The following is a 26,489-nucleotide window of genomic DNA, read 5'->3' on the forward strand; positions in this document are numbered from 1 at the left end:
GAGAAAGAGGTATAATTTGTGCATAAATATATTGAAGAACTCTCCCTGAACGCGCTGCCGGCGTTCCATCAAATGTCCATTGACGGCTGGATTGCGCGTTATGCCGACGGGTATACCAAAAGAGCTAACTCGGTAAATCCTATCTATTGCGGCGAAGGCATCAGTGTTGAGAGGAAGCTTTTGGCGTGCGAAAATTTTTATACAAACGTAGGCCTTAATCCTGTATTTAAAATGACACCTTTTGTTCACCCGGACAATCTGGATGAACTGCTGGAGCACATGGGGTATGAAAAAGCGGATTTGTCCAGTGTGCAGACATTAAAGCTGGATCATATCGATGAGGCTCAAATGGAGGATGTGAAAATTTCGGCAGAAATTGATGATGAGTGGATGGACGTGTTTGCTCGTTTTACTGCTTTACCTGCAGAGCATATGGCGATCAAGCGTAAAATGCTGTCCCTGCCGTTATTAAACAAGGCCTTTATGATTCTGTATAAAAATTCTGCGCCAGTGGCTTGTGTAACGGGGATAATGGAACGGGAATGGCTCGGAATCTACGATCTTGCCACCCATCCCGAGCATCGCGGCCAGGGATATGCCCGCGAGCTTGTTTTAAAGCTGCTGCAGTGGGGCAAGCGCCAGGGAGCCGGGTACAGCTATTTACAGGTACTGAAGGATAACGGTCCTGCCTTGAGGCTGTACGGCAAGCTCGGTTACCGCGAGGTTTACGCCTACTGGTACAGAGTGCAGACTGGAAAATCATAAAAAGGAGCTGTGTAAATGCTGTCGCGACTGATCCGGGCGCTGCCCAGGGACTGGCTTGTCTGGATGTACAAGGCTGTACCATTTCAGGGGCTTAAAGACTTTGCTGTACGTCGGACCCAGGTAAAATTTATGGTGTCCGTGCTTGGTGTCATTACGGACAGCACCGGCAGAGTGATGCTGCTCAAGCATACATACCGCGAGCAGCCGTGGGGCATACCAGGGGGCTGGATGGAGGAAGAGAAGCCGGAAGAGGGGATGGCAAGAGAAATTTGGGAAGAAACAGGTCTTAGCGTAGAGCGGTTAAGGTTGGCTAAAGCCATATATGGGCAGAAGCCCGCCAGAGTTGACCTTATATTCAGAGGAGAACTCGATGAGGAGCCCGGTGAAAGAGTCTTCCAGTCCTGCAGTGAAATATCGGAAATGCTGCTGTGCAGGCCGGGAGAGTGGCCGGAGGGATTGCCGGAAGATCAGAAGAAATTGATCACAGAGCTGCTGAGGGAAGAAAGGTGAGCATCAGGAATGCTGCAATCATTGAAAGCATTGATTGATTATCGTTCGGGGAAAACAGAAGCACTTGAAGAACAGGAATGGCTGATGCTGATGGCTTCCGCGGAAGAGCGGATTGTCAACATGGAGAGGATCAGCTCCATCAGCGAGCTGGCGGAAGCGAATCCCGTGCTGGATTATGTGGAGCGGACGCTTCGTAGGTTGGACAGCCTGCAATTATCCTTTTGGATCAGGGAGATCCTTGAGGAAGTGCTGGTCTGGTCGGAAACCGCTAAAGGCGGAACGGTCCGGCAGCGTCTGGAATGGCAGGAAGAAGGCATCAACCTGTTTGTGCATAATATCGGATCAGCCGAGTTATATGCACGCTGCAAACCGGGAGGGGATCAGACACGAAGCCGGGTGATACGCACCCTGATTGCAACCCACGGATTAACAGGACAGTACATCCGGGGAGAGGTGCCTTTTGCGGTTCATCAGCCTTTGACTGAGCTGGTGCTGGAAGGGCTTCTTTCCCCGGAAGAGCTTTATGCGGTACTGCTGCCGCTGAACGAATGTATTATTGCAGCCGTAGACTCATCCTTATGGCATAAGGTTCGGGACGAAGTGGAAGCCGTAATCCGCAGGGTGGCTTGGAATACGCCGAGCGGATGGGATGTGAAGGAACGGCTAAAGAGGCTGCGCGGCAGGTCGCTGCAGCTCGGCGAGGACTTTGACGAGGAATACGACAGACTTAAGGAACAGCTTGATATTGAACAGGTCTTTGCTCCTTTGCAGGACAAAACGTTATGGTTTGTGGAATCGGCACTGCAGGATTTTAAGCTGGACGAGTTTATCAAAATTTTTCTGCTGATCCAGCATGAAACCGGACAGATGACGAAAAACGGCGGTAATATTCGGCATATCAGCTTTGAGCCGCTCATGAACAGCATGTATTACGACTACAAAGGGGCCAAGAAGGTTAATGTGTACAAAATGCGCATTATCGAAAAGTATCTGGCAGATTTGACCCCGGAGCAGGCGCTGGTGGGGGAACATGTGGATAATCCTCATTTAACGCACGCCGTGGAGCGGACCTCTCTGCTGCCTGATACGGTGTTTTTTAAATTTATATTTTCCGCGGCAGCCGAAAAGCTGATCGAGTTTTGCATAGAGGCCGAGAAATCCCCGCTGTATGAAAAAGCGGTACTGCTGCTCTTTGACCTGTTTGGATTACGAAGAGATGCCTATGACCGGTTCCACAATGAGGACGCCTATCTTGCGGATATGAACCGGACAGCGGATTATAAGAGGGTCATCCTTGATTATGTAGTTGGCAAAAATATTGTTGATATCGGCCCGGGCGGCGGTGTGCTGCTGGACTTGCTTGAACGCGAGCTGCCTGACACCAGGCCTGTTGGAATCGATATTTCCGCCAATGTGATTGAAGTCCTGGAACGCAAGAAGAAGCTGGAAGGGCATCGCTGGCACGTGATCAAGGGAAACGCGCTGCAGCTTGAACATTACCTTGAGCCTGGCAGCGTGGATACCGTTATTTTCTCTTCCATTCTGCATGAGCTGTATTCCTATATTGAACGGGATGGACGCAAATTCAACACAGAAACGGTTGCCGATGCGCTGCGAAGCGCTTTCCGGGTACTGCGGCCAGGAGGAAGGGTCATCATACGAGACGGTATTATGACCGAGCCTGAGCAGCAGCTCCGGCGGATTCGTTTTCTGGAGCCTGACGGCATGCAATGGCTGGAGCGGTACCGGAATGATTTTGCAGGCAGACCGATTCAGTTTACACGGATTAGCGATCACGAGGTGATCATGCCTGTAAATGACGCGATGGAATTTTTGTACACCTATACGTGGGGCGAGGAAGCGTACGTGTATGAAGTACAGGAGCAATTTGGCTATTTTACGCCTTCGTCCTATGTTAATTTTGTTCGCAGAACACTGGGAGAGCAGGCTGAGATTATCGTTGACCGGCATTATCTGCAGGAAGGGTATACGGAGGCCCTGAGCGGGAGAATAGAGTTTATGGAAGAAAGCGGCGATCTGTCGCCTCTGCCTGACAGCACGTGTGTAATCGTCATACAAAAGAAGAATTGAGCTAATGATCCGGAAGTCCTTTTTTTGCAAGGGCTTCTTTTTCTTTGCAATTTATGCTCCGTTTTTAAGCAAAAACTGGTACAATATAGCGATAAACTTAGAATTTAGATGATCTGAAAACGCTTATCTTAACACAAGGAGGATCAATGATGCTGATACAATCGGAGCTGCTGCGCTTGCGGGCGGCAGTGGAGCTGGATATCCAGTTCATTATGGATACGGAGTGCCACCCGGAAAATACGAATTTTATCGGGCAGTGGGATTATGAGCGGCATTTGGCAGGATTGAAGGACCCCAATATGCTGTATATGATTATCGAGAATACGGAGGGGGAACAGGCCGGGTTTATCATTTTGACAGGTCTGCAGGACCCGAATCAATCGGTATGCCTGGAAAGGATCGCGATGCAGATGAAGGGCAAGGGATACGGCAAGGAAGCCGTGCGACTGGTGACGACCTGGGTATTCGAGCACACCGGGGCACATCGTTTCTGGCTGGATGTGAAGGTGTTTAATGCGCGCGCAAGGCATGTGTACCAATCGGCAGGTTTTATCACCGAAGGCACACTGCGGGATGCGTCCAAACGGGGCAGCGTGTTTGAGTCCCTCGTCATCATGTCCCAGCTTCGCCCGGAATACATGCTGCGGAAGGAGTCTAAATAATGGACCCATGGAGCAATTCTTGGTTTTGGGATTTATTTGATTATTTTCCGATCGTCGTATTTATTTTTATCGGACTTTTTTTCCTTTTGTTCATTATTGCTATAACGAAAGGGATCAAAAACTGGTCCTCCAATAATGCCGCACCAGAGCTGTCCGAGGAATGCACAGCTGTCACGAAACGCACCAAGGTGTGGGGAGGAAGTGGAGACATGAGCTCCAGCACCGATTATTATGTTACGTTTGAGTTCCAAAACGGCGAACGCAAGGAGCTTGAAGTCAAGGGAGAGCAGTACGGCTTGATTGTGGAAGGAGACCGCGGGAAACTGGTGTACCAGGGGACACGTTTTAAGGCGTTTGAACGGCTTCCGGCACACAATTCAAATTACTGATCATCATGAAAGCAGGTGGCAGCCTGTATCTCAAAAGTGTGGAGCTGCCAGGGACAGGATTGGATTAAGGGTGCATACATTGTTTTAAGTCAGGGGTGGTAGATTGGTATTGCCTGTAATGTTGACGGTTCTGGTGGTGCTGAATCTGGCGTTAATTGTACGCAGACTGCAGGTGCGGAAGCGTGCAGGGACGATTCTGTTTCGCGGCAAACCGGAGAAAATGCACTGGATTTTATGGGCGGATTTGATCACGGGTATCATTTATTTTGTGATCTCGCAAGAAAACGGCGGTGGCAGAGGTTTCCTCATAGCTATGGGGATTGCGCTCCTGCTTCATTGGCTTAACCGCTTTGAGTACGGCTCGAATGGTCTTGCTCTGTCTCTGAAATTTGTACCGACAAAGGACATCATTCACATCAAACCGGTAGAAGACAGCAACGAGCTGGATGTCATCATTACGGAGGCCGACGATTATTTTCGGCTGGTTCCTGAACGTAAATACCGCAGTGTCGAGCTGCAAAGCATCCTCCAGCCTCAAAAGGAGAAATCGCCATTTTTCAATATATACATAGGGATTAAATATAAGGAGGACATGTCCAACCAGGCTGATATTGAACGGATATGCGCTTTTCTTGAGGCAGCGGGGGCGCGGACTTATTGTACGGTCAGAGATATGGAAGCCTGGGGGAGGAAGCATGTGCCTCCGGTTTTGCTCATGGAGGAAAGCCTGAAGCAAATAGACCGCTGTGATTTGGTGCTGCTTGAGCTATCGGAAAAAGGAGTGGGTCTCGGCATCGAAGCCGGGTATGCGCATGCCCGTAAAAAGCCGGTTATTGTTATCGCCAAATGGGGCACGGATCTATCTTTTACAGTACAGGGAATTGCCGACCGCATAATCATTTATGCGGATGACCGGCATTTGCAGGAGCAGTTGGGGCAGGTTGTGAAGTCATATCTGAATCAGTAGGAAAGCAGTGTTAAATGACGTTTATTACCAGAAATTGAGAGGATACCTCCTGGCATCCTCTCTTCTTCGTATTATTTGCTGTCCCCGTACCAAAGCTCCAGGCGGTTCTTGATCAGCTGGGTGTACGTTTTCTCCGCTTCCGGGACACCCGCTTCGTCGAATTCCTTCAGCATTGTATCATAGATGGCGTCAAACTGGTCCTTGGGGGCGAGAATGGCTTCCGGTATCCTTTTGCGCACGATATCCTGAGACTTCTGGTAGATGACATTGTAATCGGTGTTTGTCGGCACAGGCATGTTGTAGGCCGCACCCCATTCTTTTACCGGGAAGTCTTCCTCAGTCTTGAAGAGATCCTTCCACATCGTAATATTATACGCCTTCAGCGATTTTTTCTCTGCTTCACTGTAGTTGGCTGTGATCATTTCTGGATAGAGAGTCGTGTAATAGTTGCCTGTCGAATCCTTTATGCCATCCCCATAATGAGGTCCCCAGCTCCAGTACAGCCCGATTCCGGATTCCTTCTGAAAATTGATGTTATCGTTGTTTTTGCGCTCCTGCACATCGGGCGGAACGACTCTCTTGCCGTTTTCCATGTTGTAATGCTTGCCTTCAATGCCCCAGTTGCGCAGGATTTGTCCTTCTTCGGAGGCAAGGTAGTCCAGAAATTTAATGGTGCGGATCGGGTTTTTGTTATCCACGGAAATGCCAATACCATAGGCGGTATCAAAGCCAATGGACTGGAAGGAGGGATCATCGTATTCCTCGCTCAAAGTCACCGGAAAATGCGCGTAAGTATATTCGGATTTGCCCGCTGCTTTCAAAGCGTTCTCCGCATCCTGGTAATTCCATTTTTGATCGATAAGCCCGATGACGCGGCCGCTGGCAATTTTGGACTTATACTGGTCGCTTTTTTGCACAAAAGTTTCCGGGTCCAACAGGCCTTCGTTGTACATATGGTTCAGCCAGCGGAAGTACTCGCGCTCTTCCGGCCGGCGGTAATGCAGGATCGCTTCGTGGGTTTCAGGATCGATATAATACTCCCCGTCGTTTGGAGCGCCTGTAGTTTGAACTGCGGGGTTGGTCACGGTAATCATGATTTTCCAATCGTCAGCATCGAGAGAGAGGGGGATGGTAGGCTGACCGTTGGTGGTTGGGTATTTTTCTTTATAAGTCCGGAGAGCGTTTTCAAAATCTTTGACCGTACGAATCTTCGGATACCCCAGCTTCTCCAAGGCTTGGTGCTGGATCTCAAAGCCGCCTACGGTATCGAAGGTGACGCTGTCCACGCCCATATTGGTCGGAATTGTATAGATTCCAGGATCGTCAAGGCTGTATTTAATCCTGTTGAAATATTCGCCATAAACTTTTTTAATGTTCGGCGCGTATTGATCGATCAGATCAGTCAGGTCAATGAGAGCGCCTGCATCCACCAGCTTGCCCACACTGTCCTTGGGGTAGATCATGTCCGGATAATCCCCGCTGGCGATCATCAGGGCGATTTTGTCCTGGCCGCTGCCGTTCACGGCAAATTCCGCGTCTACGGTAACACCTGTTTTCTCCGTAACTTTCTTGCCGATGTCGTCCTGCATGTTGTTCCAGTTCGCACTGCCCTCGCCGCTAAAATAGGTCAATGTCAGCGGACTGGTATCGTTCGGATCATCCTGGTTGCTTGAAGCGGCTTCCGGACCGCCGCAGCCGGCAGCCAGCAATAGCAGCGAGGAGAGAAGAATGGTGGAAATCCGGCGCACTGCTTTCGTTTTGGTCATTAATAATCCCCCTTCTGAGAAAAATGAATATACCAATGAAAGTGTTTTCATAAGAGAATTCTAAAAAAACGCAGGCTAACAGTCAAGAAAAATGTTAAAAATGTTTTGCTGTTTGTTAGGTTTTGTTATCATGAAACATTTATGCTACGATAGAACAAATAAATCAACGGGTGATGGAAGATATGCGAGGGAAAGTAACCTTACAGGAGATCGCAGATGCGGCAGGCGTCTCCAAGTTTGCCGTCTCCCGTGCGCTGGCGGGTAAACCGGGGGTAAGTGAAGACACCAGGGCAGCGATTGTGGAATTGGCCGGAAAGCTCGGTTACTTCAGGCAGGAGCAGCGAGGATTTGCAGCGGGACAGCCCGCGGAGCAGACCACCTGGAAGGGGACGATTGCTGTGCTGTTTCCCAATATACGGAGCCAGAACAGGGAGTCCAAATACTGGGGGCCTGTTTTTGAAGGCATAGCGGATCAACTGAATGCAAAAGGGCTGGATGTGCTTACATTGACGGAGCCATCCTCGGATGACGTATTTTCGCTGCTGAATCCTGGAGCTATCCGCGGCATTATTACGGTGGGTTCGATATCGACAGGAATTCTGCTGAATATCCGGCGTCTTGGCATACCGTTTGTCATGGTCGATCACAGAGATCCGGCCGTTCGTACGGATACTCTTTTTATAGATAATTGGGCATGCATGGAGGGGATACTTCATTCCATGATCGCCAAAGGTTACAGACGAATGCAGTTCGTGGGCAATATCCATGACGCCTTCAGCTTTCAGGAGCGCTGGGCCGCATACCGTGCAACGCTTGAAAGAAACGGAATCGATGTGCAGCAGGACGAGAGACTGTTTGCAGCGGAAACCGCCGATTTGGCTGCTTGTCTCGTAGACATTGCGGCTCAAGGTTTGCCTGAACTGTTTGTATGTGTCAATGACTATACCGCCCAACTGGTGATTGCCACCCTTGAAGGCTGCGGGGTCCGTGTTCCCGCAGATTGCGGCGTTACCGGATTTGATCATACGCATGAGCAGCATCCCATTGCGGCGACCGTCAGGATGGACAAGGAGCTTCTTGGCGGCCGCTCGGTGGATCAGCTGCTCTGGAGGATCCTGAACCCTGCCTCTCCTTATGAGAAGATAGCGATGGATGCAGAAGTGGTAGTGAGGGGGCAGTATCTTTCTGCTGCAGGCAGGGAAAAAGTGACTAAATAACATGTGGAAGCCGTCCGGGGAGCCGGACGGTTTTTTTGAATATTCCAGAAGCTGGTTGACCTTGATGAAGTCAGATGTTATTTTTGTTATGTAATAAACCTAACTGTTAGGTTAAAAAACGGCGAGCGGAGGGCTGATGATGGAGAAGTGGGCACAACGGCTGGATGAATGGAGATTTAAGGCCATAGAAGATAAGGAATGGCTGCCGGCGCAGGTTCCGGGCTGCGTACATACCGATCTGCTGCGCTGCGGCAAGATTTCCGATCCGTTCTACGGAACGAATGAACGGGGCCTGCAGTGGATCGACAAGCAGGATTGGGAATATGAGGCTAATTTTGCGATCCCGCCTGCCGCAATGGCTTTACAGCAGCTGGACCTGGTGTGCGACGGTCTGGATACGTATGCGGATGTAAGCGTTAACGGTGAGCTGGTCTTTTCCGGAGATAATATGTTCCGTACCTGGAGGCATGATATCAAGCCGTTTGTTCATGCCGGCGATAATGTGATCCACATCCGCTTCCGCTCCCCCATTCAGGAGGACCTGCCGAAGCTGGAGAAGCTTGGATACGGGCTTCCTGCGTCCAACGACCAGTCCGAGCTTGGCGGGCTGGGGGACCGCAAGCTGAGTGTATTTGCCCGCAAGGCTCCGTATCATTATGGCTGGGATTGGGGGCCGCGTTTTGTTACGAGCGGCATCTGGCGTGAGATGAGGCTGGAGGGCTGGTCGGCCTGCCGCATCTCGGATCTGTTCATCCGTCAGGATGAAGTTCAGGCCAAGGAAGCGAAGCTCACAGCTCTGGTGAAGATCGAGGCGGCTGAGGGAGGCTCATTCAAGCTGCGGCTGACTGCGGACGGCCAGGAATGGAGCAGCCAGGCTGAATTGAAGAAGGGGGTCCAGACGGTTGAAATTCCCATGACGATAGCTGATCCGAAGCTGTGGTGGAGCCGGGGGCTCGGGGAACAGCATCTGTATGATTTTCATGCCGAGCTGATTTTTGAAGAGCAGTCGATTGCAGAGCGCTCCGTACGGACAGGGCTGCGCTCAATTCGGCTCGTGCGTGAGAAGGATGACAAAGGCGCAAGCTTTTATTTTGAGCTCAACGGTGTTCCTGTATTCGCCAAGGGAGCCAATCACATTCCGGGCGATAGCTTTATTACGGAGGTTACGGCTGATCGGTACCAGCACGAGGTGGCCAGTGCGGCTGAATCCGGCATGAATATGCTGCGCGTATGGGGAGGCGGCATTTATGAGGAGGATGTGTTTTACGAGCTGTGCGACGAATACGGGATTCTGGTATGGCAGGACTTCATGTTTGCCTGCAGCATGTATCCGGGGGATGAGGCGTTTCTGAACAGCATCCGTCTGGAAGCGGAGGACAATGTGCGGCGTCTGCGGAATCACCCCAGCATTGCCCTCTGGTGTGGCAACAATGAGATTGACTCGGCATGGGCGCAGTATAACGAACAGGGAGGCTGGGGCTGGAAGAAGGATTATACTCTTGATCAGCGTGAACGGATTTGGGCGGATTATGAAGCAATTTTTCACCGTGTTCTGCCTGAAGTGGTAGAGCGGCTTGCGCCTGGCAGCGACTATTGGCCGTCATCTCCTCTGATTGCCCTGACCGGCGACGAAGGGCAGCATGCGCATCCTTCATCGGCAGAAGGGGATATTCACTATTGGGGTGTATGGCATGCGGTTGAGCCATTTGAAAATTATAACGTATATGTAGGCCGTTTCATGAGCGAATATGGCTTTCAGTCCTTCCCGGAATACCGGTCCGTTCGCTCCTACGCTGAGGAGCATGAGCTGGAACTGGAATCAGAGACAATGCTTGCCCATCAGAAGAACGGGGCCGGCAACCGGCTGATCAAGCAGTATATGGATATGTATTTGCAGGAGCCGAAGGATTTTAAAGCCTTTTTGCATATGAGTCAGATTTTGCAAGCGGATGCAATGGAAATGGCGATTGAAGCTCACCGCCGCAGCAAGCCCTACTGCATGGGCTCCCTGTATTGGCAGATGAATGATTGCTGGCCGGTTGCATCATGGGCAGGGATGGATTATTTTGGGCGCTGGAAAGCGCTGCAGTACAGAGCCAAGCGCAGCTTCAGCGATGTGCTGCTGTCGGTGGCCGGGCATAACAAGGGGATTGTATCGTTCCATGTGGTGAATGACACCCTTCAGACCGTTACAGGCAAGCTGAATGTGAGTGTACTGCATATTCTGGGAGGGACGGTCAGGCAGCTCGAACAGGAGGTACAGGTCGACCCCAATGGAAGCGAAACGGTTTTAACTCTTGGTGTCGAAGGACTGCTTGAGGGCAAAAATCCGGCAGAGCATATGCTTGTTGCAGAACTTCAGGATGAGCTGGGCAATACGAAGGCAACGCGCGAGCATTACTTTGCAGCAATCAAAGATATGGCACTGCCCGTCCCGCTCATCGAATGCCGGGAAAGCGTAGAAGGTGGCAACTGGACGCTTACGCTGAAATCAGATGTTTTAGCCAGACATGTGTGGCTGTCCGCCGAGCGTGAAGGCATTTTTACGGATAATGACTTTGATCTTGTCCCAGGAATCCCCAAGACCGTAGGCTTTTTGAGCGGTGGAGGAGACAGCCCTTATTTCCGGCCGCAGGCGCCGGGGCAGGTTACGGTCCGCTCTATTACAGATTTTATTAAACAAACAGCTGCTCGACCGTGAGCATGAACTTAATAATGCTGCAGAAAGCAACCCTCATATGAAGTGAACTTACCCGTCCGATGCTGATGCATCGGATTTTTTCTTTACAATCATCTGAAGTTCGTATTGGCCGATGGGCAATGGAAAATTTCTTTACGCCAATTAATTGGTATGATATGCTAATCGCAACTTATTAAACGCATTTAATAAGTCTGCATTGGGGTGGATGAAATGAGCGAATTAACATCAAGTCCAAAGTCTTTGAGAAAAATCATTCTGCGCGGCATCCGTACCGAATTGTTGAAGCATGGAAGTGCAACGAAGATTGAGCTCAGCCGCAAGCTGGGCATCAGTTTTCCGACAGTAAGCAAGTTTATTAATCAGATGGAGAAGAGCGGGGAAGTATTTTCGCGCGGACTGGATCATTCCGGGGGTGGAAGAAGAGCGGCCAGATACGAATACAATGCGGATTACAGGCTTGGTTTGGCCGTATTTTTGGAACGTAATGAAACAGGATATATTGTCTTCAACTGCCGTGGCGAAGTGAAGGAGCGGAAGGAGACTGCAAGTGTGCTGACCAAAGATATCGAGAGCTTTGCCGGGCATGTCGAGCCCCTGATTGCCAAATATCCGAAGATCAGCGGGCTCTCGATTGGCGTTCCCGGAGCCGTCAGCAACGGACGCATCATTTACATACCAGGCTATGAGCAATTTCAGGATTTGAATTTAAAGGGCCTTTGTGAACAGCGCTTTTCCATACCGGTTGTTGTGGAAAATGATATGAACGCCGCAGTGCTCGGCTATCATTTGCACTGCAGGCATAAGGATGCCTCTTCACTCGTATATCTGTACTTTGGCCAGAACGGTCCCGGTGCCGGCGTTATGGTCAATGGCCAGTTGGTGCGGGGCAGCACTTCTTTTTCGGGTGAAATCTCCTTCGTTCCGCAGTACGATAACCGGAACTTCCTGCAGGCTATGCAATTTGTGAAGGAGAAAGCGTTAGGCGCAGGGGCTGATTTCGATCCGGTGAGCAGATTGATTGCTTCGATTGCGGCAATTTTGAATCCGCACAGGGTTATCTTTTGCCATGATGAAGTCACGCCTGTCATGCTGGCGCAAATTGCGACAGGCTGCACGGCATATATACCGGCAGAGCACCTGCCGGAGATGGCGGTCAGCAACTTGAGGATGGACTATTTTAATGGCTTGCAGGGCCTCGGACTGGAGCTTATGCTGACCGAGGCAGATAAAAACGATGAGTAGGAGAACAACATGGCCACCTATTTTATCATTATTATTTATCTCGCATTCATAAGTCTGGGCTTGCCCGATTCGCTGCTCGGATCGGCCTGGCCTGTGATGCAGCTTGATTACGGAGCTCCGCTGGGAATGGCCGGCTGGCTGTTTATGAGCATTGCGGCCGGTACTATTGTCTCCAGCCTGGCCAGCGGAACGGTCGTCAGGCGCTTCGGCACAGGCAAGGTCACTCTGGCGAGCTGCCTGATGACAGCCTGCGCATTGCTCGGTTTCAGTCTGACTCCTTCCGTCATATGGCTGTTTCTGTGCACTGTGCCGCTCGGCTTGGGCGCAGGCTCCGTTGACGCGGCATTGAACAATTATGTAGCTGCCCACTATAAAGCCCATCATATGAGCTGGCTGCACTGCTTCTGGGGTGTGGGAGCCACGCTCAGTCCGATGGTCATGGCGCAATTTATTTCAGGTGACGGCTCCTGGAGACAGGGGTATCTGACCATTGCTGCCATCCAGTTCGTGCTGGTGCTGATTCTCCTGATATCGCTGCCGCTGTGGGATAAGGTCGCAAGAAGCACGGTTTCTGCGATGCAAGATGAGCCGCTTTCAGAAGATGAGGGGGATATGCATGGGGGGGCGCCGGTTAGGCCGCTGCACATCCGGGGAGTGAAGCTGGGGCTGGCCGCTTTCTTGTTCTACTGCGGGGCGGAGGCGACACTGGGGCTGTGGGGAAGCAGCTTCCTGGTAAATGTGAAGGATGCTTCCCCTGAAATGGCAGCACAGGCTACTTCCCTGTATTTTGCCGGAATTACGATCGGCCGTTTTATTGCCGGATTTATAACCTTCAAGCTGAGCAATCGTACTTTGATTCGTGCCGGACAAATTACGGCTTTGTCGGGGACATTGCTCTTGTGCCTGCCGCTTTCGTCCGGCTTTTCGATGGCGGCATTTATGCTCGTAGGTCTGGGGCTTGCCCCCATCTATCCGTCCATGCTGCATGAGACACCACTGCGCTTCGGGAAAAAGCATTCCCAGAGCATTATGGGCTATCAGATGGCGGTAGCCTATACAGGCAGCACCTTTATCCCGCCGCTGCTTGGTTATCTGGCTTCCAGCTTAAGCATTGCGATTTTGCCGTTGTTTATTCTGATTTCAGTAGCGGCCATGATGTTCTCCTCGGAAAGGCTGAATGCCTTTTTCAGTGTCAACCGGACGAAGGATGACGGTGGAGCAAAATCTTCTTTGAATTGAAATTACCTTATATCGAAGTTATCTCTGCCCCCTTCGCTTTGCAGTTCTAGGTTTGCAGCGGCTAAGCTCTTTGGCTGTAAGCGGACGGGTGCAGGAGCATGAAGAAGCGGACCGGCGTTTTACTGACGAGGAGCTTCCGGACGGCTGCGCTACTTGCAGATTGAGGGCCCGCATCGCCCTTTCCACGGGAAAAGCGAGGGAGATGCGCCCATCCTGCGAGCCTGCAAAATTAACAGCCGCCGCATAATTGTCGCTGCTCCGCAGCCACACGGAGCCTGAATCCCCCGGCAGCGAGACAGGCTTTGATCCACGTATGACGCTTTGGTTACGGAAGCTTAACACCCCTAAATTTTCACCGTACTCCACCTTTACATCCGTATGGATGGACTCTACCTTTCCGGACACCAGCCCTGTCGTGCGTCCGACTTTTTTCATCTGTTCCCCAACTTTATACGATGTAACATATCCTGGTACGGCCCCGACAGTAGCGTAGCGGGGAGTAACAAGATTGCTGAGGCGCGGGGCGGAAATGGCGGCATCCATCAAATTTTGCCCGGATTTGCGCAGTTTGACATAACGATACAGCGTTCCGATACGGTCGGAAGATGCCTTTCCGCCATCTGCTCCGCCGGGCTGAAGAGTAGGGATTAATCCCCCCTCGTTGTCCGGATTCAGCACATGATTATTGCTGAGCATATAGGTTACGCCCGGCTGATTGGCGTCGGCAACGATAAGTCCCAGGCTGCCGGAATACTCCGACGTTCCGATGCTGTAGCCGGCAGGTACGGGACGGATTCGCCGCTTATAGCTGGCATTTGTCCTGAAGGGCTTTGAACGCACGATGCGGACCGGCGCACTTGTCCCTGTCGAATGGACCGCTACTGTGGAAAGAGCGGATTTGGCTGCAGCCAATGATTCCGTATAAATGATGACGGCTGCCCCTTTTTTGCGATTCTTCGGGTCTTTGTATCCGACGCCTACTCCAAAAACTCCTTTGGCGGCAAGCCATTTTTTTGCATGTTTATTTTTCATTTTCAGCGCTGCTGCGAAAGTTGCCAACCTGATCACTCCTCCTTTGTAGTCACACAAGCAGTTTATGGGGGAGGCGGGCATTTTGTTTAAGTTTTTCTTAACTTTTGGAACATTGTGGAATAAAACAATCTGTTGTACACTTGCGGGAACAGAGGAAATGATGGGGAGGAGCGGTTATGCAATCATTTTATGTTCAGTCGGGAGATGTAAAGCTTCATGTGCTTGATTCCGGCGATGAGGCGTCTTCCTCGCTTTGTCCTGTCATGGTGTCTCCCGGATTGTCGGAAACAGCGGAAGAGTATGAGGAATTTATGCGGGAAATACTGCCGCGCAGAACGGTGGTGCTGTCCTACCGCGGGCGCGGACAGAGTGCGACTCCTGATTCCGGGTACGGGCTGAAGCAGCATGTGTCCGATCTGGCTGCGGTGATTCGGGAGAGGGGGCTGAACAGGTTTCACCTTTTCGCTTATTCGCGCGGGGTATCCTATGCCTTGGGTTATGCTTCCGCGCATACGGAGGGGATCGCGTCCCTTTCATTGCAGGACTATCCTGCCCGCCATTTGGCCATGCCGTCCGGCTGGGCGGAGGATTATGTTACAAACTATCTTGAGCCCTTTGGCCGCACCTCCAATATCCGCCCTGCTGCAGTACGCGCAATTGGTGCGGAATCGGAGAATCATCCGTTTGAAATTGACTTCCCTTTCCCAATACTGGTCATGAGAGGGACCTTGGAGGGATCGCTGCTGCCAGATGAAGAGCTGCAGGCATACCTGGGCTCTGATCAGGTTACTGTCCAAAATTTCAGCCGTTCAGGCCACGATATCCGTTCTGTGGAGAAGGAGTTATTTTATCAAACGCTGATCGGGTTTATCGATGAAAAGGAGGCTGCATGTACACTGGATTGAAATCGCTGAATTATCCCGGCAAATTAATCGTGTTTGGACTGCTTGCCCTGGTGTCCCTTGCAAGTACCCTGTGGATTTTAAACATCAAGCTGCCGTCGGGCAGGGCTCCCTACACCTTTATCTGGTGGAATATGCTGCTGGCATGGATTCCTGCCGTACTGACCATCATACTGGATGTTTGTTATGCCATGAAGCGGGGTGGGGCCAGAAACCTGCTGCTGGCGGGTGCGGGCCTGGTGTGGCTGGTTTTTTATCCGAATACGCCTTATTTGATCACAGACATGCTGCATGTGTTTGCAAGATATCCTTTTGATCCCAATGAACGCTTCTGGGTCGCCACCGGTTTCTGGAACCATACGTTTGCCATGATGCTCGTAAGCTTGACAGGCTTGATGATGGGAGGTGTGCTGCTGGATTCCGTAAGGCAATTGGTGCGCAGGTCGTTCGGCTGGGTGGCGGGTGTGTTGTTCGTTGTCATGGTGCTGCTGCTCAGCAGCTTTGCCATTTATATCGGACGATTTATCCGCGGCAACTCCTGGGATATCGTGAAAGATCCGGTCTCGCTGTACAACCAATTGGCCGAGATTTGGTCTGCGCCTGCCGGGAAGGAGCACCTGCTGCATTTTTGCGGGATGATTTTTGCTGTTCTTGCGGCAGCTTATATGCTGACCTTGGCCGCGTCTTTGAACCGGAAGTCTGCCAAGGGAGAGCGAACCGCGTAAACGATAAAGAGAAATGAGGTGTACAAGCATATGAATGGACACAAAAGAGCGGATATTCGCCCAGGGCTGCTCGTTGATATCGTTTTAAAGCAGGACCAGCGTACAGGCAAGCTGACGCGGGGAACGGTCAAGGACATTCTGACCAATTCACCTGCCCATCCCCATGGCATTAAGGTGCGTTTGACGGACGGGCAGGTTGGACGGGTGCAGCATATTGTTAGTGATCGATAGGAGCATGCTGCTACATGCGTGCCGCCGGTTTCATTTGTGGAGAAGCTGCGCTCCGGTAACTTGCCAGCAGACGGCCGAATATGCTGTCCCATGAATGGGTTCTGCTGGTTTCGCGGCCAGCCGCAGCAAGCCGGAGGCGCAGAGGGGCGTTGTCCAGCAGCGTAGCTGCCGCCTCTGCGAAAGCCGCGGCGTCATTGGCAGGGCACAGCCAGCCGTTGTGCCCGTGCATGACCAGGTCCTTTACGCCGCCTTCCCCGGCCCCGATCACCGCGGTCCCGCTGGCCATCGCCTCCAGCACAACATTGCCGAACGTCTCGGTGGCCGACGGAAAGAGGAACAGATCGGCTGCCGCATACCACTGGGCCAAATCCTTTCCGCTAACGAAACCGAGTCTCTGCACCGCATCTGCGGGCAGCCCGTGGGCGGCGGCATCCAGGCTGCGGCTGAGCGGACCGTCCCCCGCGACAACCAGGACGGATTCGGAGCGAAGCCGCTCCGGAAGCCGTTTGAACGATTCCATAAGAACATCAATGCCTTTCTCGGGTGCCAGGCGGCCTACATATAAAATGATGTGTTTACGAGGTCTAATATTCCATTTTGACCATAACTGCTCCCTTTGTCCTGCAGGGGAGAAAAGGGTTGAATCGATGCCCCTGCTCCAGATTTCGAGATTGCGGAAGCCTTTATTTTTCAATTCGGTATAAGTGGACCGCGAAGGCACATAGATTCGCCCGCAGTTTCTGTGAAACCACAGCATATACCTCCAGAGCGCGGGTTCCAGCCAGCGGAGCCTGTAGTAGTCGAGATATTTATCGAAATGGGTATGATAGGATGCAACAAGAGGTATATGATGCTTTGCCGCATACGAGGCGCCGAACAATCCGAGATTGAAGGGCGTGGCGACATGAATGAGCGTGGGAGAGAAGGCGCGGAGCCGATTGTTGATCTGTTTGGCGTTGGGGATTGCCAGCTGGCATTCCTTGTACAGAAAAAAGGGGATGCTGCGAAAGCGCTCTACATCCGGGCCTCCAGGCTGCGTCCTGTCCCCCTCCGGCGCGAACACGATACAAGGCACTCTGTGCTCGCGCAAGTACTCCGTCCATCTCGCCAAGGTCAATGCCGCACCGTTAACATCCGGTGTAAAGGTATCCGTAAAAAGCGCCACCCGAAGCATACAATTCCTCCCTCATCATCGCAATCCGATGAAAGACCTGAACTCGGTCTGTCTTCTCTGCAAGTACGTCGAAAGACGTTTTTCTTCATTATGACAGGGCAATGTATGCTGAAATTCAGCTTAATGTAAAGGCAGCGTCACAGATGAAAACAGACAACCTGTCTATCCATGTATATTAGCTTTGGCCCCGATGGTCCGGCGTTCCCGGAACATGATGTAGTATAGAAAAGATGAAACAACATACAGCAGACCCGTGATGCTGAAGGTGATGGCGTATCCCCAATAGTTCCCGTAAGTCGTTACGAGGTGCGACTGTACCGGTCCCATGGTGGCCCACCCGAGCATAAAGGCGGTCTGCATCAGGGAGTTGGCTGTGCCGCGCCGTTTCGCTGATATTTTATCCGTCATAATGGCAGACTGGATGGGATTCGCCGCATTCATGAGCGCTTGCCTGAACAGAAAGCTGACGGATGCGGCCCACAGCAGATTGGTAAAGCCTGTGATCAGCAGGAACGGAAGTGACAGCATTTGAAAGCAGACGACTGCCTTGACGGAACCGAGCCTTGCTGCAAGGGACGGACCGATCAGCATAGAGACAATCGTCATAATCTGCCCCAGGGCAATCAGCAGGCTCATGCCGCTCCATGAAACTTCGAAGCGGTTTGTAAAGTATAAATTCAGGTAAGGGATGACCAGACCGGAGCCAAAGCCGATCAGCAGCTGAGTGATCACAAATTGCGCGATAAGCACATAATCGCGTCCCGGCTGTACTGTCTCCTCTCCGCTGTCAGTTGCCATCGGATTGCTGTCGGCAGGACAAGCAACCTCCCGGGTCTCGGTGATGCGGATAAGAGGCAGGAAGGAGGCAAGCGTGGAAATGCCCCCGGCCATCAGCACGGCCTGCAGGCTGGCCGTCTTGCCAAAGCCGAAGGATTGCAGCAGGTCCGCAATGACGCCGCCGCCAAGGCTGCCGATAACCTGTGCGGCAAGCACAAGCGATGAATAGTAGCTGAACATGCGCAGTCGGTCGGACGGTTTTACATTTTCAGATAAAAAGGGAATGGCCAGCACCTGAAAGAAAGCGGCGAATATGCCGCTGAGGACGGCGAGCAGAAGCATGCAAGGCTGTGCTTCCAGCAGGGAGCGGCCGGCAAAGACGGCACCGCTGACCAAAGCTCCGGCCATCAGCATCCACTTGCGGCTAAGCCTGTCACCGAGCAGGCCGACCGGGATGAACATGAGGGCGGTTGCCAGGGACTGGAGGCTGACGACATTGCCGGTCATCGATTCGTTATAGCCGAGGCTTTCGATATATAGGTTATACAGTACAGAGAACATGCCTGTACCGATCTGGTACAAAACGTTAGCTAAGAAAAATAGCCTGATATTCCGCGGCCATTTTTGAAATGATTGCATGAAAGCTCCTCCACCCGGTTGTTAAATGCGACCTTTCCATTCTAGCAGGCTTAATCAATTACAGGAAGAAGAGGGGCTATTTTGCCTGAGCCGCGATTTGAAATAAGATGGGTAATAATAATCAATGGACAGTTTCCCTTAATTTGTTTATATTATTTCGGTATGAATTATTTTGGAGAAACAGCATTTTACCGCAGGAGGGATTTTTTTGGCATTTGGAGCACGGGTGTTAAAGACGGGCATTGCCGTGACACTGGCCCTCTTTTTAAGCTCATTACTCAATACCCAATCGCCCGTGGGCGCCGCTATCGCTGCCATTTTCGCCATGCAGCCTTCCATTTACCGCTCCTGGCGCTATTTTCTGGATCAGCTGCAGACCAGCACATTGGGCGCGATTGTGGCTCTGGTGGGGGGAATGGTGCTTGGTAATCAGCCTATTGCCGTTGGACTTGTCTGCAGTCTTGTTATTATCATTTGTCTTCAGCTTAAAATGGCCGATACTATCGGTCTGACACTGGTGACCGTCGTTTCCGTCATTGAGACTACCGGAGACTGGCAGTTTGCGGTTTCTCGCTTTGCGCTTACCCTGATCGGCATCGTTTCAGCTTTTGTCATTAATATATTGGTCTTCCCGCCCAAACCGAAGAAGCAGTTTGTCGGTCATATTCAAAGCGTGTTCGCAAAAATGTCGCTGCTGCTGCGGACGGCTATTTCGGATGAAATCAAAGAAACGGTGTTCCGTGAAGAAAAGAACAATCTGGAAGGCGCCATAAAAGGCCTGTCTGACAAGTACAATCTGTTCGAGGAAGAGCAGAAGAAGCTCAGGAAAGCGCGGTACAGCCAGACCCGCGAGATGGTTGTGTACAAGCAAATGCTGCTCAGTCTTGAAAAAGGCTTTGAGGTGCTGGACGCGGTTGAGCGGCATTACTTCCAGGCTGAGCGTCCTGACGGGACGGACCAGTTTTTCGACAATCATCTGGAGCAGCTTATCCGCTTCCATGAGCACGCGCTTTTGAAATTTGAGGATAAGCTGAAGCCGAACGATGATGAATCGCATATTTTTGAAGAGGAAAACTGTAGTTTTATGGAATCAGCCATTGCCCGTTATGACCGAACCCAGGAGGGAGTGCTGAGGCTGGCCATCGTGGCGGCCGCCATGTATGATTACGGTCATCAGCTCAGCCGTTTGAGCAGGCTTGCCGATCATATTCACCGCGGGGATGAGGGCAAGGATCAGGCGGATGGCCTGAAAGCATGGCTGCGCAGATAGTAACCGCCGGGATCTACATCGTACAAAAAACAAAAGGACGCCGCCGGCGTCCTTTTTAAACTGACTTACATCATATAGATGACAAAAAACTAAAAAAAAGCTTACCGATTGATTACGGAAGCTGAAGCTGTTAAAATATAGAATGCTTTTGTTAAATGATTCGTAAATAATCCAAAATACACATTATTGTTGACTATTATAGCAAATGAAATCGAGGATGTCAACATCCTCCCCTCCGGGACTTGATCTGCTGCTCGAAGTTCATACTAAAACTAGTCCGGATGTGGATGAGAAAGAGGAGAGATGACAAAAATGGATCAGGAATGGACAAAGGAACAACAAAGGGTGGACAAAGTTACTTCCGTTATCCACGGCCGCATCCGCAAGCTGGAAGCCGAAGTTGGCAGTGTCCGTGAGGATGTCGTCTCCATGAGGAAGGATTTCTGGGATGAAGTAACGATGAACTTTAGCGAAGCGGATGATGTGGGTGAAACGTCCACAAGCCTTCGTCAGCAGTCCCAGGTGCTGTCGGACCGTGAACAGCGGCACAAGCAGTCGGCAGCTATGCTGGCCCGGTTAAACCGTCTGCTGCAGTCGCCCTATTTCGGAAGAATTGATTTTGCGGAGTCGGGGGGCACGGAGGAGAAAATATATCTTGGCATCGCATCCCTGCTGGATGATGATGAGGTGGATTTTCTTGTCTATGACTGGCGTGCTCCGATATCCAATTTGTATTATGACAGCACCCCGGGACCTGCTTCCTATGAGACTCCCTCAGGAGCCATAGAGGGTGAAATCACCCTGAAACGGCAGTTTGTCATCCGTGACGGGCGTATCCGTTTTATGTTCGATACAGGTGTAACGATCGGGGATGAACTGCTGCAGGCTGTTCTGAGCCGCAGCTCCGATGCCCAGATGAAAAGCATTGTGGCCACCATCCAGAAGGAGCAAAACCGGATTATCCGCGATGACCGCAGCCGCATGCTTATTGTCCAGGGGGCGGCAGGCAGCGGCAAAACGTCTGCCGCGCTCCAGCGTGTAGCTTATCTGCTTTATAAGTACCGTGACCGCCTGAGCGCGGATCAGGTCGTGCTTTTCTCGCCAAATCCGATGTTTAACAGCTATGTGTCCACCGTTCTGCCGGAGCTTGGCGAGGAGAATATGAGCCAGACGACCTTCCAGGAATACCTTGAGCGCCGTCTGGGCAGAGAATTTCAGCTTGAGGATCCGTTCGAGCAGCTTGAATACGTGCTGTCCGCTTCAGGGCAGCCGGAATATGAGGCGAGGATGGAAGGCATCCGGTTTAAATCCTCCCAAACCTTTCAGGGAATGATTGAGGGCTATAAGCAGCGGCTGGAGCGGGAAGGCATGATGTTCAAACCCGTCCGCTTTCAAGGCCGCGAGGTCGTATCCGGCGATGAGATGGTCCGGAAATTTTATGGCTTTGATCCTTCCATCCGTTTGGCCAACCGCCTGGAGCTGCTGCGTGAATGGCTGCTGAAGGAATTGGCGGCGTTCGGGAAAGCGGAGATTTCAGCTCCGTGGGTCGACCAGCAGATCGAACTTCTGTCCAGCGAAGATTACCAGCGGGCCTACAACCGGCTCCGCCGCAAGAACAAGGGGCTTAGCGAGACTTTTGACGATTTTGACCGCGAGCGGAGCATTCTGGCCAAAATGGTGGTCAGTGATCGGCTCAAGCCTTTGCGCAAATGGATTAAAGCGCTACGCTTTGTTGATATTACGCGGCTGTACAGCGAGCTGTTCCGCAGCAGGGAGCTTGCGGAGCAGCTGTCCGGTGGTACGGAGCTGCCCGCACGCTGGGAAGAGCTGGGCAGGCTGACGCTGGAGCGGATCGGCGAAGGCGGACTCGCCTACGAGGATGCGACACCGTATTTGTACCTGCGCGAGATCACGCTCGGGTTTCGCTCCAACAGTGGAATTCATCATGTATTTATCGATGAGGCGCAGGACTATTCGCCGTTTCAGATGTTTTTCCTGAAGCGGCTCTTTCCAAGGGCAAAAATGACGGCTCTCGGTGACTTCAATCAGGCGATCTATGCCCATGCTTCGGTGCTTCAGAATGCAGGGCCTTTGGCGCAACTATACGGTCCCGAGCAGACGGAACTGATTTCCCTGACCAGGAGCTACCGTTCCACCAAGGAAATTGTGGAGTTTACAAGAGGAATGGTTGCTGGCGGAGAGCATATTATTCCGTTCAACCGCAGCGGCGGCAAGCCGGAGGTAACGGAGATGGGCACTCGGGGTGAACTTCATCAAAGGATAGCAAGGGATGTTGAGGGTTTGCTGGGTGAAGGCTATGAATCCATAGCTGTCATCTGCAAGACGGCTGAAGAAAGCGCAGCGGCACATGAAGCGCTGGAGAAGCTGCTGTCCGTCAAGCCCCGGCTGATCAAAAAAACAACGCCTGCCTTCGAAAAAGGAATTCACATCATCCCGGCCTACCTGGCAAAAGGCGTCGAGTTCGACGCCGTCCTGATTTATGACGGTTCCAGCCGGCAGTATTCACGGGAAAGCGAGCGCAAGCTGTTCTATACGGCATGCACCCGGGCCATGCATTTGTTGCATGTCTATTCTCTTGGTGAAGCGACACCTTTTGTAACAGAGCAATCTCCCGACACGTTCGTTTATAGCGCGCTATCCAATAAATAATCATCCATGGCAAAGGGGATAAAGGGAAAAAAGGCAGAGGACAGGTGGGAACTCCCCTGTTTCCTGCCTTTTTTGCTATCGAATGGTCAAGCGAACGAACATTTTCTATGCTAACGGTTATCATCGCGCTTATTCAGCCTAGAAAAACAAGGTTTCTCTTCTAACGGTTGCAGGCGCGCTTATTATGGCGAAACAGCTCTTTTATCTTCGAAAAACGGGAAATAGGCTCACTGGTAACCGTTACATCTTGTTTCTGACCTTTTTTACCCAAATAGCGCTGCTCACAACCGCTAGAATTTTCGCGCAGTTTATACGTACTCACACCTATTCCTCGATCAAGCACCAATTGCCGCTTTGATTCAAAAAATGATCAGGGTTTGGGGGCAACAGCGATGGTAGGAATGGTTCGTTCTCGGAGCGTCTAGGTGATCGCTGTCACAATTTATCCCATCAATGGGAAGACTATAATATGGATGCACAACGGACAGTGCCGATTTTAGTTATTACAACAGCATTATGTCATGGGATTTTACAAACCCTTAGCTGCGGGCTTATAATACGAGTCATATATTTTTCGCCGGATCAGCAATTTAGAGAAAATGGAGGAAGTCCATATGAGTTTATTTAAACGTCCAGCGCTTGCGGATTGTGTCCCTGAGCTTGTGGCCACCGCAAGAGGGGCCCGTCCGGCTTCGCTCGTCATTCGTGGAGGAACGCTCGTCAATGTCGTTTCAGGCGAAATGATTCCGGGCATGTCCGTAGCCGTACAGGGGTCCCGGATCGCCTATGTCGGCAAGGATGTCAGCCATACGATCGGCCCGGAAACGATCATCATTGAAGCGGAAGGACGTTATATCGCGCCTGGTCTGCTGGATGGACATTGTCATATCGAAAGCACCCAGCTGACCGTGACCGAATTTGCAAAAGCCGTGCTTCCACTGGGCGTCACCGGAGGATTTTTTGATGCCCATGAAATTTCCAACGTGCTCGGTCTCAAGGGACTTCGCCTTATGCTTGAAGAAGCGCGGACAACACCGATGGCCGCATATATGCAGGTCGCTTCCTGTGTGCCCTCTACAAATGCGGAGCTGGAAACAACAGGCGCCGCATTCGGCCCGGAAGAGGTGGCCGAGGCGCTAAGCTGGGGACCGGACATGATTGGTCTTGGGGAAGTAATGAATTTTCCCGGTGTCGTGTATGGTGAAGAAACGATGATTGGCGAAATACAGGCAACACTGCGTGCGGGCAAAGTGGCCGACGGACACTTCACATGGGCGTCTGACGATTGGAGACTGCCGGTGTATGCGGCCAGCGGCATTACGGGAGATCATGAGTGCGTGACCCCGGAGGATGTAGCTGAGCGCATCCGGCTGGGCATGTACGCCAAGATGCGGCAGGGCTCTGCCTGGCATGATGTGGCTGAAACGATCAAAGCCTGCACGGAGATGGGGCTGGATACCCGCCGCATGATGCTGGTCACGGATGACCGCAGCTCGGAGTCGCTGCTCAAGGAAGGGCATATGAATTTTGTCGTTAGACATGCCATCGGGCAGGGGGTTAAGCCTGTCACCGCTTTCCAGATGGCAACGATTAATACGGCGGAACGTTTTGGAGTGGCGCGGGATATCGGATCAGTTACTCCCGGCTCCATTGCGGATATCATTCTGCTGGACGGCAGACTTGCGGATGTAAGAGTGTCGGCAACAATTGCCGCAGGTCGTCTCGTGGCCGAGAACGGCAAAATGATTGCAGCATGGGACGGCTTTACGTATCCGGAAGAGGCCTTGAATACCGTGCATATTGACCGGACGATTCATGCTGCCGATTTCGCGCTGCAGGCTCCTGTTCATGCAGGCGAAACTGAAGCGAGGGTCATCAAGGTAACGGAAAACCACGTCGAAACCAAGGAAGTTAAAATGATCGTTCCTGTAGAAGCGGGGAAGGTTGTTACAGGCCCAGGCAAAGATTTGTGCAAAATTGCCGTCTTCGAGCGCCATAAGGGAACAGGCAACAGCTCTGTCGCTTTGGTTACAGGTATCGGATTTACAGAGCCGGCCGCCATAGCCATGACCGTGGCGCATGACAGCCACAATCTGCTCGTGATCGGGAACGATGACGAAATGATGGCGCGCGCCGCCAATCAGGTCATTTCCATGAAGGGCGGGTCTGTGGTGATATCGGCTTCAGGGGAAGCTGTAATGCCGCTGCCGATTGCCGGACTAATGTCTCCCGCTCCATTTGCCGAGGTTGCGGAGCAGTCCGAAGGCATCAGCACAGCTTTGCAGCGTGCAGGCTGTATGCTCAACAACGCGTTTATGACACTGTCGCTGCTGTCGCTTGCTGTCATTCCGGAAATCCGGCTGTCTGACAAGGGACTCGTAGCCATTGGCGCGGACGGTATCCATATGGTACCGCTGTTCACGGCTGAGCTGAAAGAGAAGGTGTAGAAGGAAACAACAAGGACATGCAGCGTTGCGAATTTGCAAGCAGGCGACTTCCACCGGGAAGCTGCCTGCTTGTGCCCTGGAGGGCTGCATCAAAGCGAAAGAGGTGGGAACGCAGCCTGCTGAGAGCCATGCTCCTTACGGTAGCGGGAAGGAGTAACTCCGTTCCATTTTTTGAAGGTGGCAATAAAGTAGCTTAAATTGTCAAAGCCCACCTCCAGCGCGATATCCACCACCTTGCGGTTGGTTTGCTCCAGCAGCAGGCTGGCTTTTTGGACACGGTAATGGTTCATATATTCGATGGGGCTTTTTTGCACCATCTGTTTGAAGAAGCGGCAAAAGTGCCCCTCGCTCATGCCCGCCTTGTCTGCGATGGATTTCAGCCGGACAGGCTCCTGATAGTGCTCGTGGATATAACCGATCGCCATTTTGACGCGTTCAACCTTGGATAGACCGGTATTTGCTTCCGGTGGTTCTCCTGCGGCTGAGATCATATGCGGGTACATGCTGGCGAAAATGGCGTACAACTGGGCTTTCGTTGAGATTTCCTTGGCAGGATGACGGGTTTCATGATCCCGCAAAATTTTGTCCAACGATTCCAGTACCTCCCGTTCCCAGGCTTCCGTTCCTTTAATATGAATCGGCGGCAGCAGTGCTTTGTGAAGCACCGGCTCGATAAAGCGCTGCTGGATCACATCGGGGACGGGGCTGAGCAGCATTTTAAGATCAAAAACGATGGCGGAGAAGACACAGTGATCATCGTGATGCAAATAACCGGCATGCAGCGTTCCGCTGTTCACAAACAGCGCTTCGCCTGCGTTGACCTCGGTATGCTGCATATCTGTCTGAAAGAGGGCGCTTCCGCTGCGCACCAGGATAAACTCCATTTCGTCATGCCAATGGCAGTCCAGCACACAATTGCCGTTCAACTGTTCGACATCGGGATATACGCTTACGGGGAAGGACGGGTTGCCATGGATCCGGTTTTCGCGGAGCGTTTCGCGTCTCATTTTACATACTCCTAACTGAGGCTTGAATAGCCACATATATTGTGCCTATAATTGAAATACAATAGG

At 51.8% G+C, this 26,489-nt stretch carries 21 protein-coding genes; 16 read left to right on the forward strand and 5 right to left on the reverse strand.

Going from position 1 to position 26,489, the window contains the following annotated elements:
• The first annotated feature begins 18 nt into the window (after positions 1-18).
• From ACE5KN_RS01190 to ACE5KN_RS01215, 6 genes are all read left to right on the forward strand, one after another.
• Positions 19-765 carry a GNAT family N-acetyltransferase gene (locus ACE5KN_RS01190; RefSeq protein ID WP_375528304.1) on the forward strand — a complete coding sequence of 249 codons (747 nt, stop codon included), beginning with the start codon at positions 19-21 and terminating at the stop codon, positions 763-765.
• A gap of 15 nt (positions 766-780) precedes the next feature.
• On the forward strand, positions 781-1,275 hold the full coding sequence (locus tag ACE5KN_RS01195; protein WP_375528303.1) for an NUDIX hydrolase: 495 nt from the start codon (positions 781-783) through the stop codon (positions 1,273-1,275).
• 9 nt (positions 1,276-1,284) lie between these two features.
• Complete coding sequence (locus ACE5KN_RS01200; RefSeq protein ID WP_375528302.1) at positions 1,285-3,366, forward strand: class I SAM-dependent methyltransferase; 2,082 nt, start codon at positions 1,285-1,287, stop codon at positions 3,364-3,366.
• A gap of 149 nt (positions 3,367-3,515) precedes the next feature.
• Positions 3,516-4,028 (forward strand): GNAT family N-acetyltransferase, encoded by a 513-nt coding sequence (locus ACE5KN_RS01205; RefSeq protein ID WP_375528301.1) that lies wholly within the window; start codon positions 3,516-3,518, stop codon positions 4,026-4,028.
• Positions 4,028-4,417 (forward strand): DUF2500 domain-containing protein, encoded by a 390-nt coding sequence (locus ACE5KN_RS01210; RefSeq protein ID WP_375528300.1) that lies wholly within the window; start codon positions 4,028-4,030, stop codon positions 4,415-4,417. The genes ACE5KN_RS01205 and ACE5KN_RS01210 overlap by 1 nt, the downstream gene beginning before the upstream one ends.
• Before the next feature lie 109 nt (positions 4,418-4,526).
• Positions 4,527-5,384 (forward strand): hypothetical protein, encoded by an 858-nt coding sequence (locus ACE5KN_RS01215; RefSeq protein WP_375528299.1) that lies wholly within the window; start codon positions 4,527-4,529, stop codon positions 5,382-5,384.
• Positions 5,385-5,455: 71 nt separating this feature from the next.
• On the opposite strand, the gene ACE5KN_RS01220 is transcribed toward ACE5KN_RS01215, so the two are convergent.
• Complete coding sequence (locus tag ACE5KN_RS01220; protein ID WP_375528298.1) at positions 5,456-7,150, reverse strand: ABC transporter substrate-binding protein; 1,695 nt, start codon at positions 7,148-7,150, stop codon at positions 5,456-5,458.
• A gap of 182 nt (positions 7,151-7,332) precedes the next feature.
• Here ACE5KN_RS01220 and ACE5KN_RS01225 point away from each other — a divergent pair, with 182 nt between their 5' ends.
• From ACE5KN_RS01225 to ACE5KN_RS01240, 4 genes are all read left to right on the forward strand, one after another.
• Positions 7,333-8,367 (forward strand): LacI family DNA-binding transcriptional regulator, encoded by a 1,035-nt coding sequence (locus ACE5KN_RS01225; RefSeq protein ID WP_375528297.1) that lies wholly within the window; start codon positions 7,333-7,335, stop codon positions 8,365-8,367.
• 139 nt (positions 8,368-8,506) lie between these two features.
• On the forward strand, positions 8,507-11,068 hold the full coding sequence (locus tag ACE5KN_RS01230; RefSeq protein WP_375528296.1) for a beta-mannosidase: 2,562 nt from the start codon (positions 8,507-8,509) through the stop codon (positions 11,066-11,068).
• Positions 11,069-11,278: 210 nt separating this feature from the next.
• Positions 11,279-12,310, forward strand: coding sequence for an ROK family transcriptional regulator (locus ACE5KN_RS01235; RefSeq protein WP_375528295.1), 1,032 nt, complete (start codon positions 11,279-11,281; stop codon positions 12,308-12,310).
• A gap of 9 nt (positions 12,311-12,319) precedes the next feature.
• Positions 12,320-13,549 carry an MFS transporter gene (locus ACE5KN_RS01240; RefSeq protein ID WP_375528294.1) on the forward strand — a complete coding sequence of 410 codons (1,230 nt, stop codon included), beginning with the start codon at positions 12,320-12,322 and terminating at the stop codon, positions 13,547-13,549.
• Positions 13,550-13,567: 18 nt separating this feature from the next.
• Here the strand turns inward: ACE5KN_RS01240 and ACE5KN_RS01245 are convergent, their stop codons facing one another.
• Positions 13,568-14,608, reverse strand: a complete 1,041-nt coding sequence (locus ACE5KN_RS01245) for a chymotrypsin family serine protease (RefSeq protein ID WP_375528293.1) — start codon at positions 14,606-14,608, stop codon at positions 13,568-13,570.
• Positions 14,609-14,757: 149 nt separating this feature from the next.
• Between ACE5KN_RS01245 and ACE5KN_RS01250 the strand changes: the two genes are divergently transcribed.
• The 3 genes from ACE5KN_RS01250 to ACE5KN_RS01260 are packed head-to-tail and all read left to right on the forward strand — an operon-like array spanning position 14,758 to position 16,439.
• Entirely contained in the window at positions 14,758-15,486 is a 729-nt protein-coding gene (locus tag ACE5KN_RS01250; protein WP_375528292.1) for an alpha/beta fold hydrolase, read from the forward strand.
• Positions 15,471-16,208: a DUF1361 domain-containing protein gene (locus ACE5KN_RS01255; RefSeq protein WP_375528291.1), complete on the forward strand. Its 738-nt coding sequence runs from the start codon at positions 15,471-15,473 to the stop codon at positions 16,206-16,208. The genes ACE5KN_RS01250 and ACE5KN_RS01255 overlap by 16 nt, the downstream gene beginning before the upstream one ends.
• A 30-nt stretch (positions 16,209-16,238) precedes the next feature.
• The gene (locus tag ACE5KN_RS01260) at positions 16,239-16,439 is read left to right on the forward strand and encodes a YwbE family protein (RefSeq protein WP_375528290.1); all 201 of its coding nucleotides are present in this window, start codon (positions 16,239-16,241) and stop codon (positions 16,437-16,439) included.
• Positions 16,440-16,449: 10 nt separating this feature from the next.
• Here ACE5KN_RS01260 and ACE5KN_RS01265 read toward each other — a convergent pair whose 3' ends face one another.
• Both ACE5KN_RS01265 and ACE5KN_RS01270 read right to left on the reverse strand, forming a co-directional pair.
• Positions 16,450-17,613 (reverse strand): glycosyltransferase family 4 protein, encoded by a 1,164-nt coding sequence (locus tag ACE5KN_RS01265; RefSeq protein WP_375528289.1) that lies wholly within the window; start codon positions 17,611-17,613, stop codon positions 16,450-16,452.
• A 162-nt stretch (positions 17,614-17,775) separates the two neighbouring features.
• Positions 17,776-19,029, reverse strand: coding sequence for an MFS transporter (locus tag ACE5KN_RS01270; RefSeq protein ID WP_375528288.1), 1,254 nt, complete (start codon positions 19,027-19,029; stop codon positions 17,776-17,778).
• 208 nt (positions 19,030-19,237) lie between these two features.
• Here ACE5KN_RS01270 and ACE5KN_RS01275 point away from each other — a divergent pair, with 208 nt between their 5' ends.
• The 3 genes from ACE5KN_RS01275 (at position 19,238) to ade (ending at position 25,416) form a co-directional block, all read left to right on the forward strand.
• Entirely contained in the window at positions 19,238-20,299 is a 1,062-nt protein-coding gene (locus tag ACE5KN_RS01275) for an FUSC family protein (protein WP_375528287.1), read from the forward strand.
• Positions 20,300-20,611: 312 nt separating this feature from the next.
• Positions 20,612-22,969, forward strand: coding sequence for an RNA polymerase recycling motor HelD (helD, locus tag ACE5KN_RS01280; RefSeq protein WP_375528286.1), 2,358 nt, complete (start codon positions 20,612-20,614; stop codon positions 22,967-22,969).
• Positions 22,970-23,583: 614 nt separating this feature from the next.
• Positions 23,584-25,416 (forward strand): adenine deaminase, encoded by a 1,833-nt coding sequence (ade, locus tag ACE5KN_RS01285; protein ID WP_375528285.1) that lies wholly within the window; start codon positions 23,584-23,586, stop codon positions 25,414-25,416.
• An 89-nt stretch (positions 25,417-25,505) separates the two neighbouring features.
• Here ade and ACE5KN_RS01290 read toward each other — a convergent pair whose 3' ends face one another.
• Positions 25,506-26,423 (reverse strand): helix-turn-helix transcriptional regulator, encoded by a 918-nt coding sequence (locus tag ACE5KN_RS01290; protein WP_375528284.1) that lies wholly within the window; start codon positions 26,421-26,423, stop codon positions 25,506-25,508.
• Positions 26,424-26,489: the final 66 nt, after the last annotated feature.

Source organism: Paenibacillus terreus (genome assembly GCF_042138595.1).
Taxonomy (GTDB): domain Bacteria; phylum Bacillota; class Bacilli; order Paenibacillales; family Paenibacillaceae; genus Paenibacillus; species Paenibacillus terreus.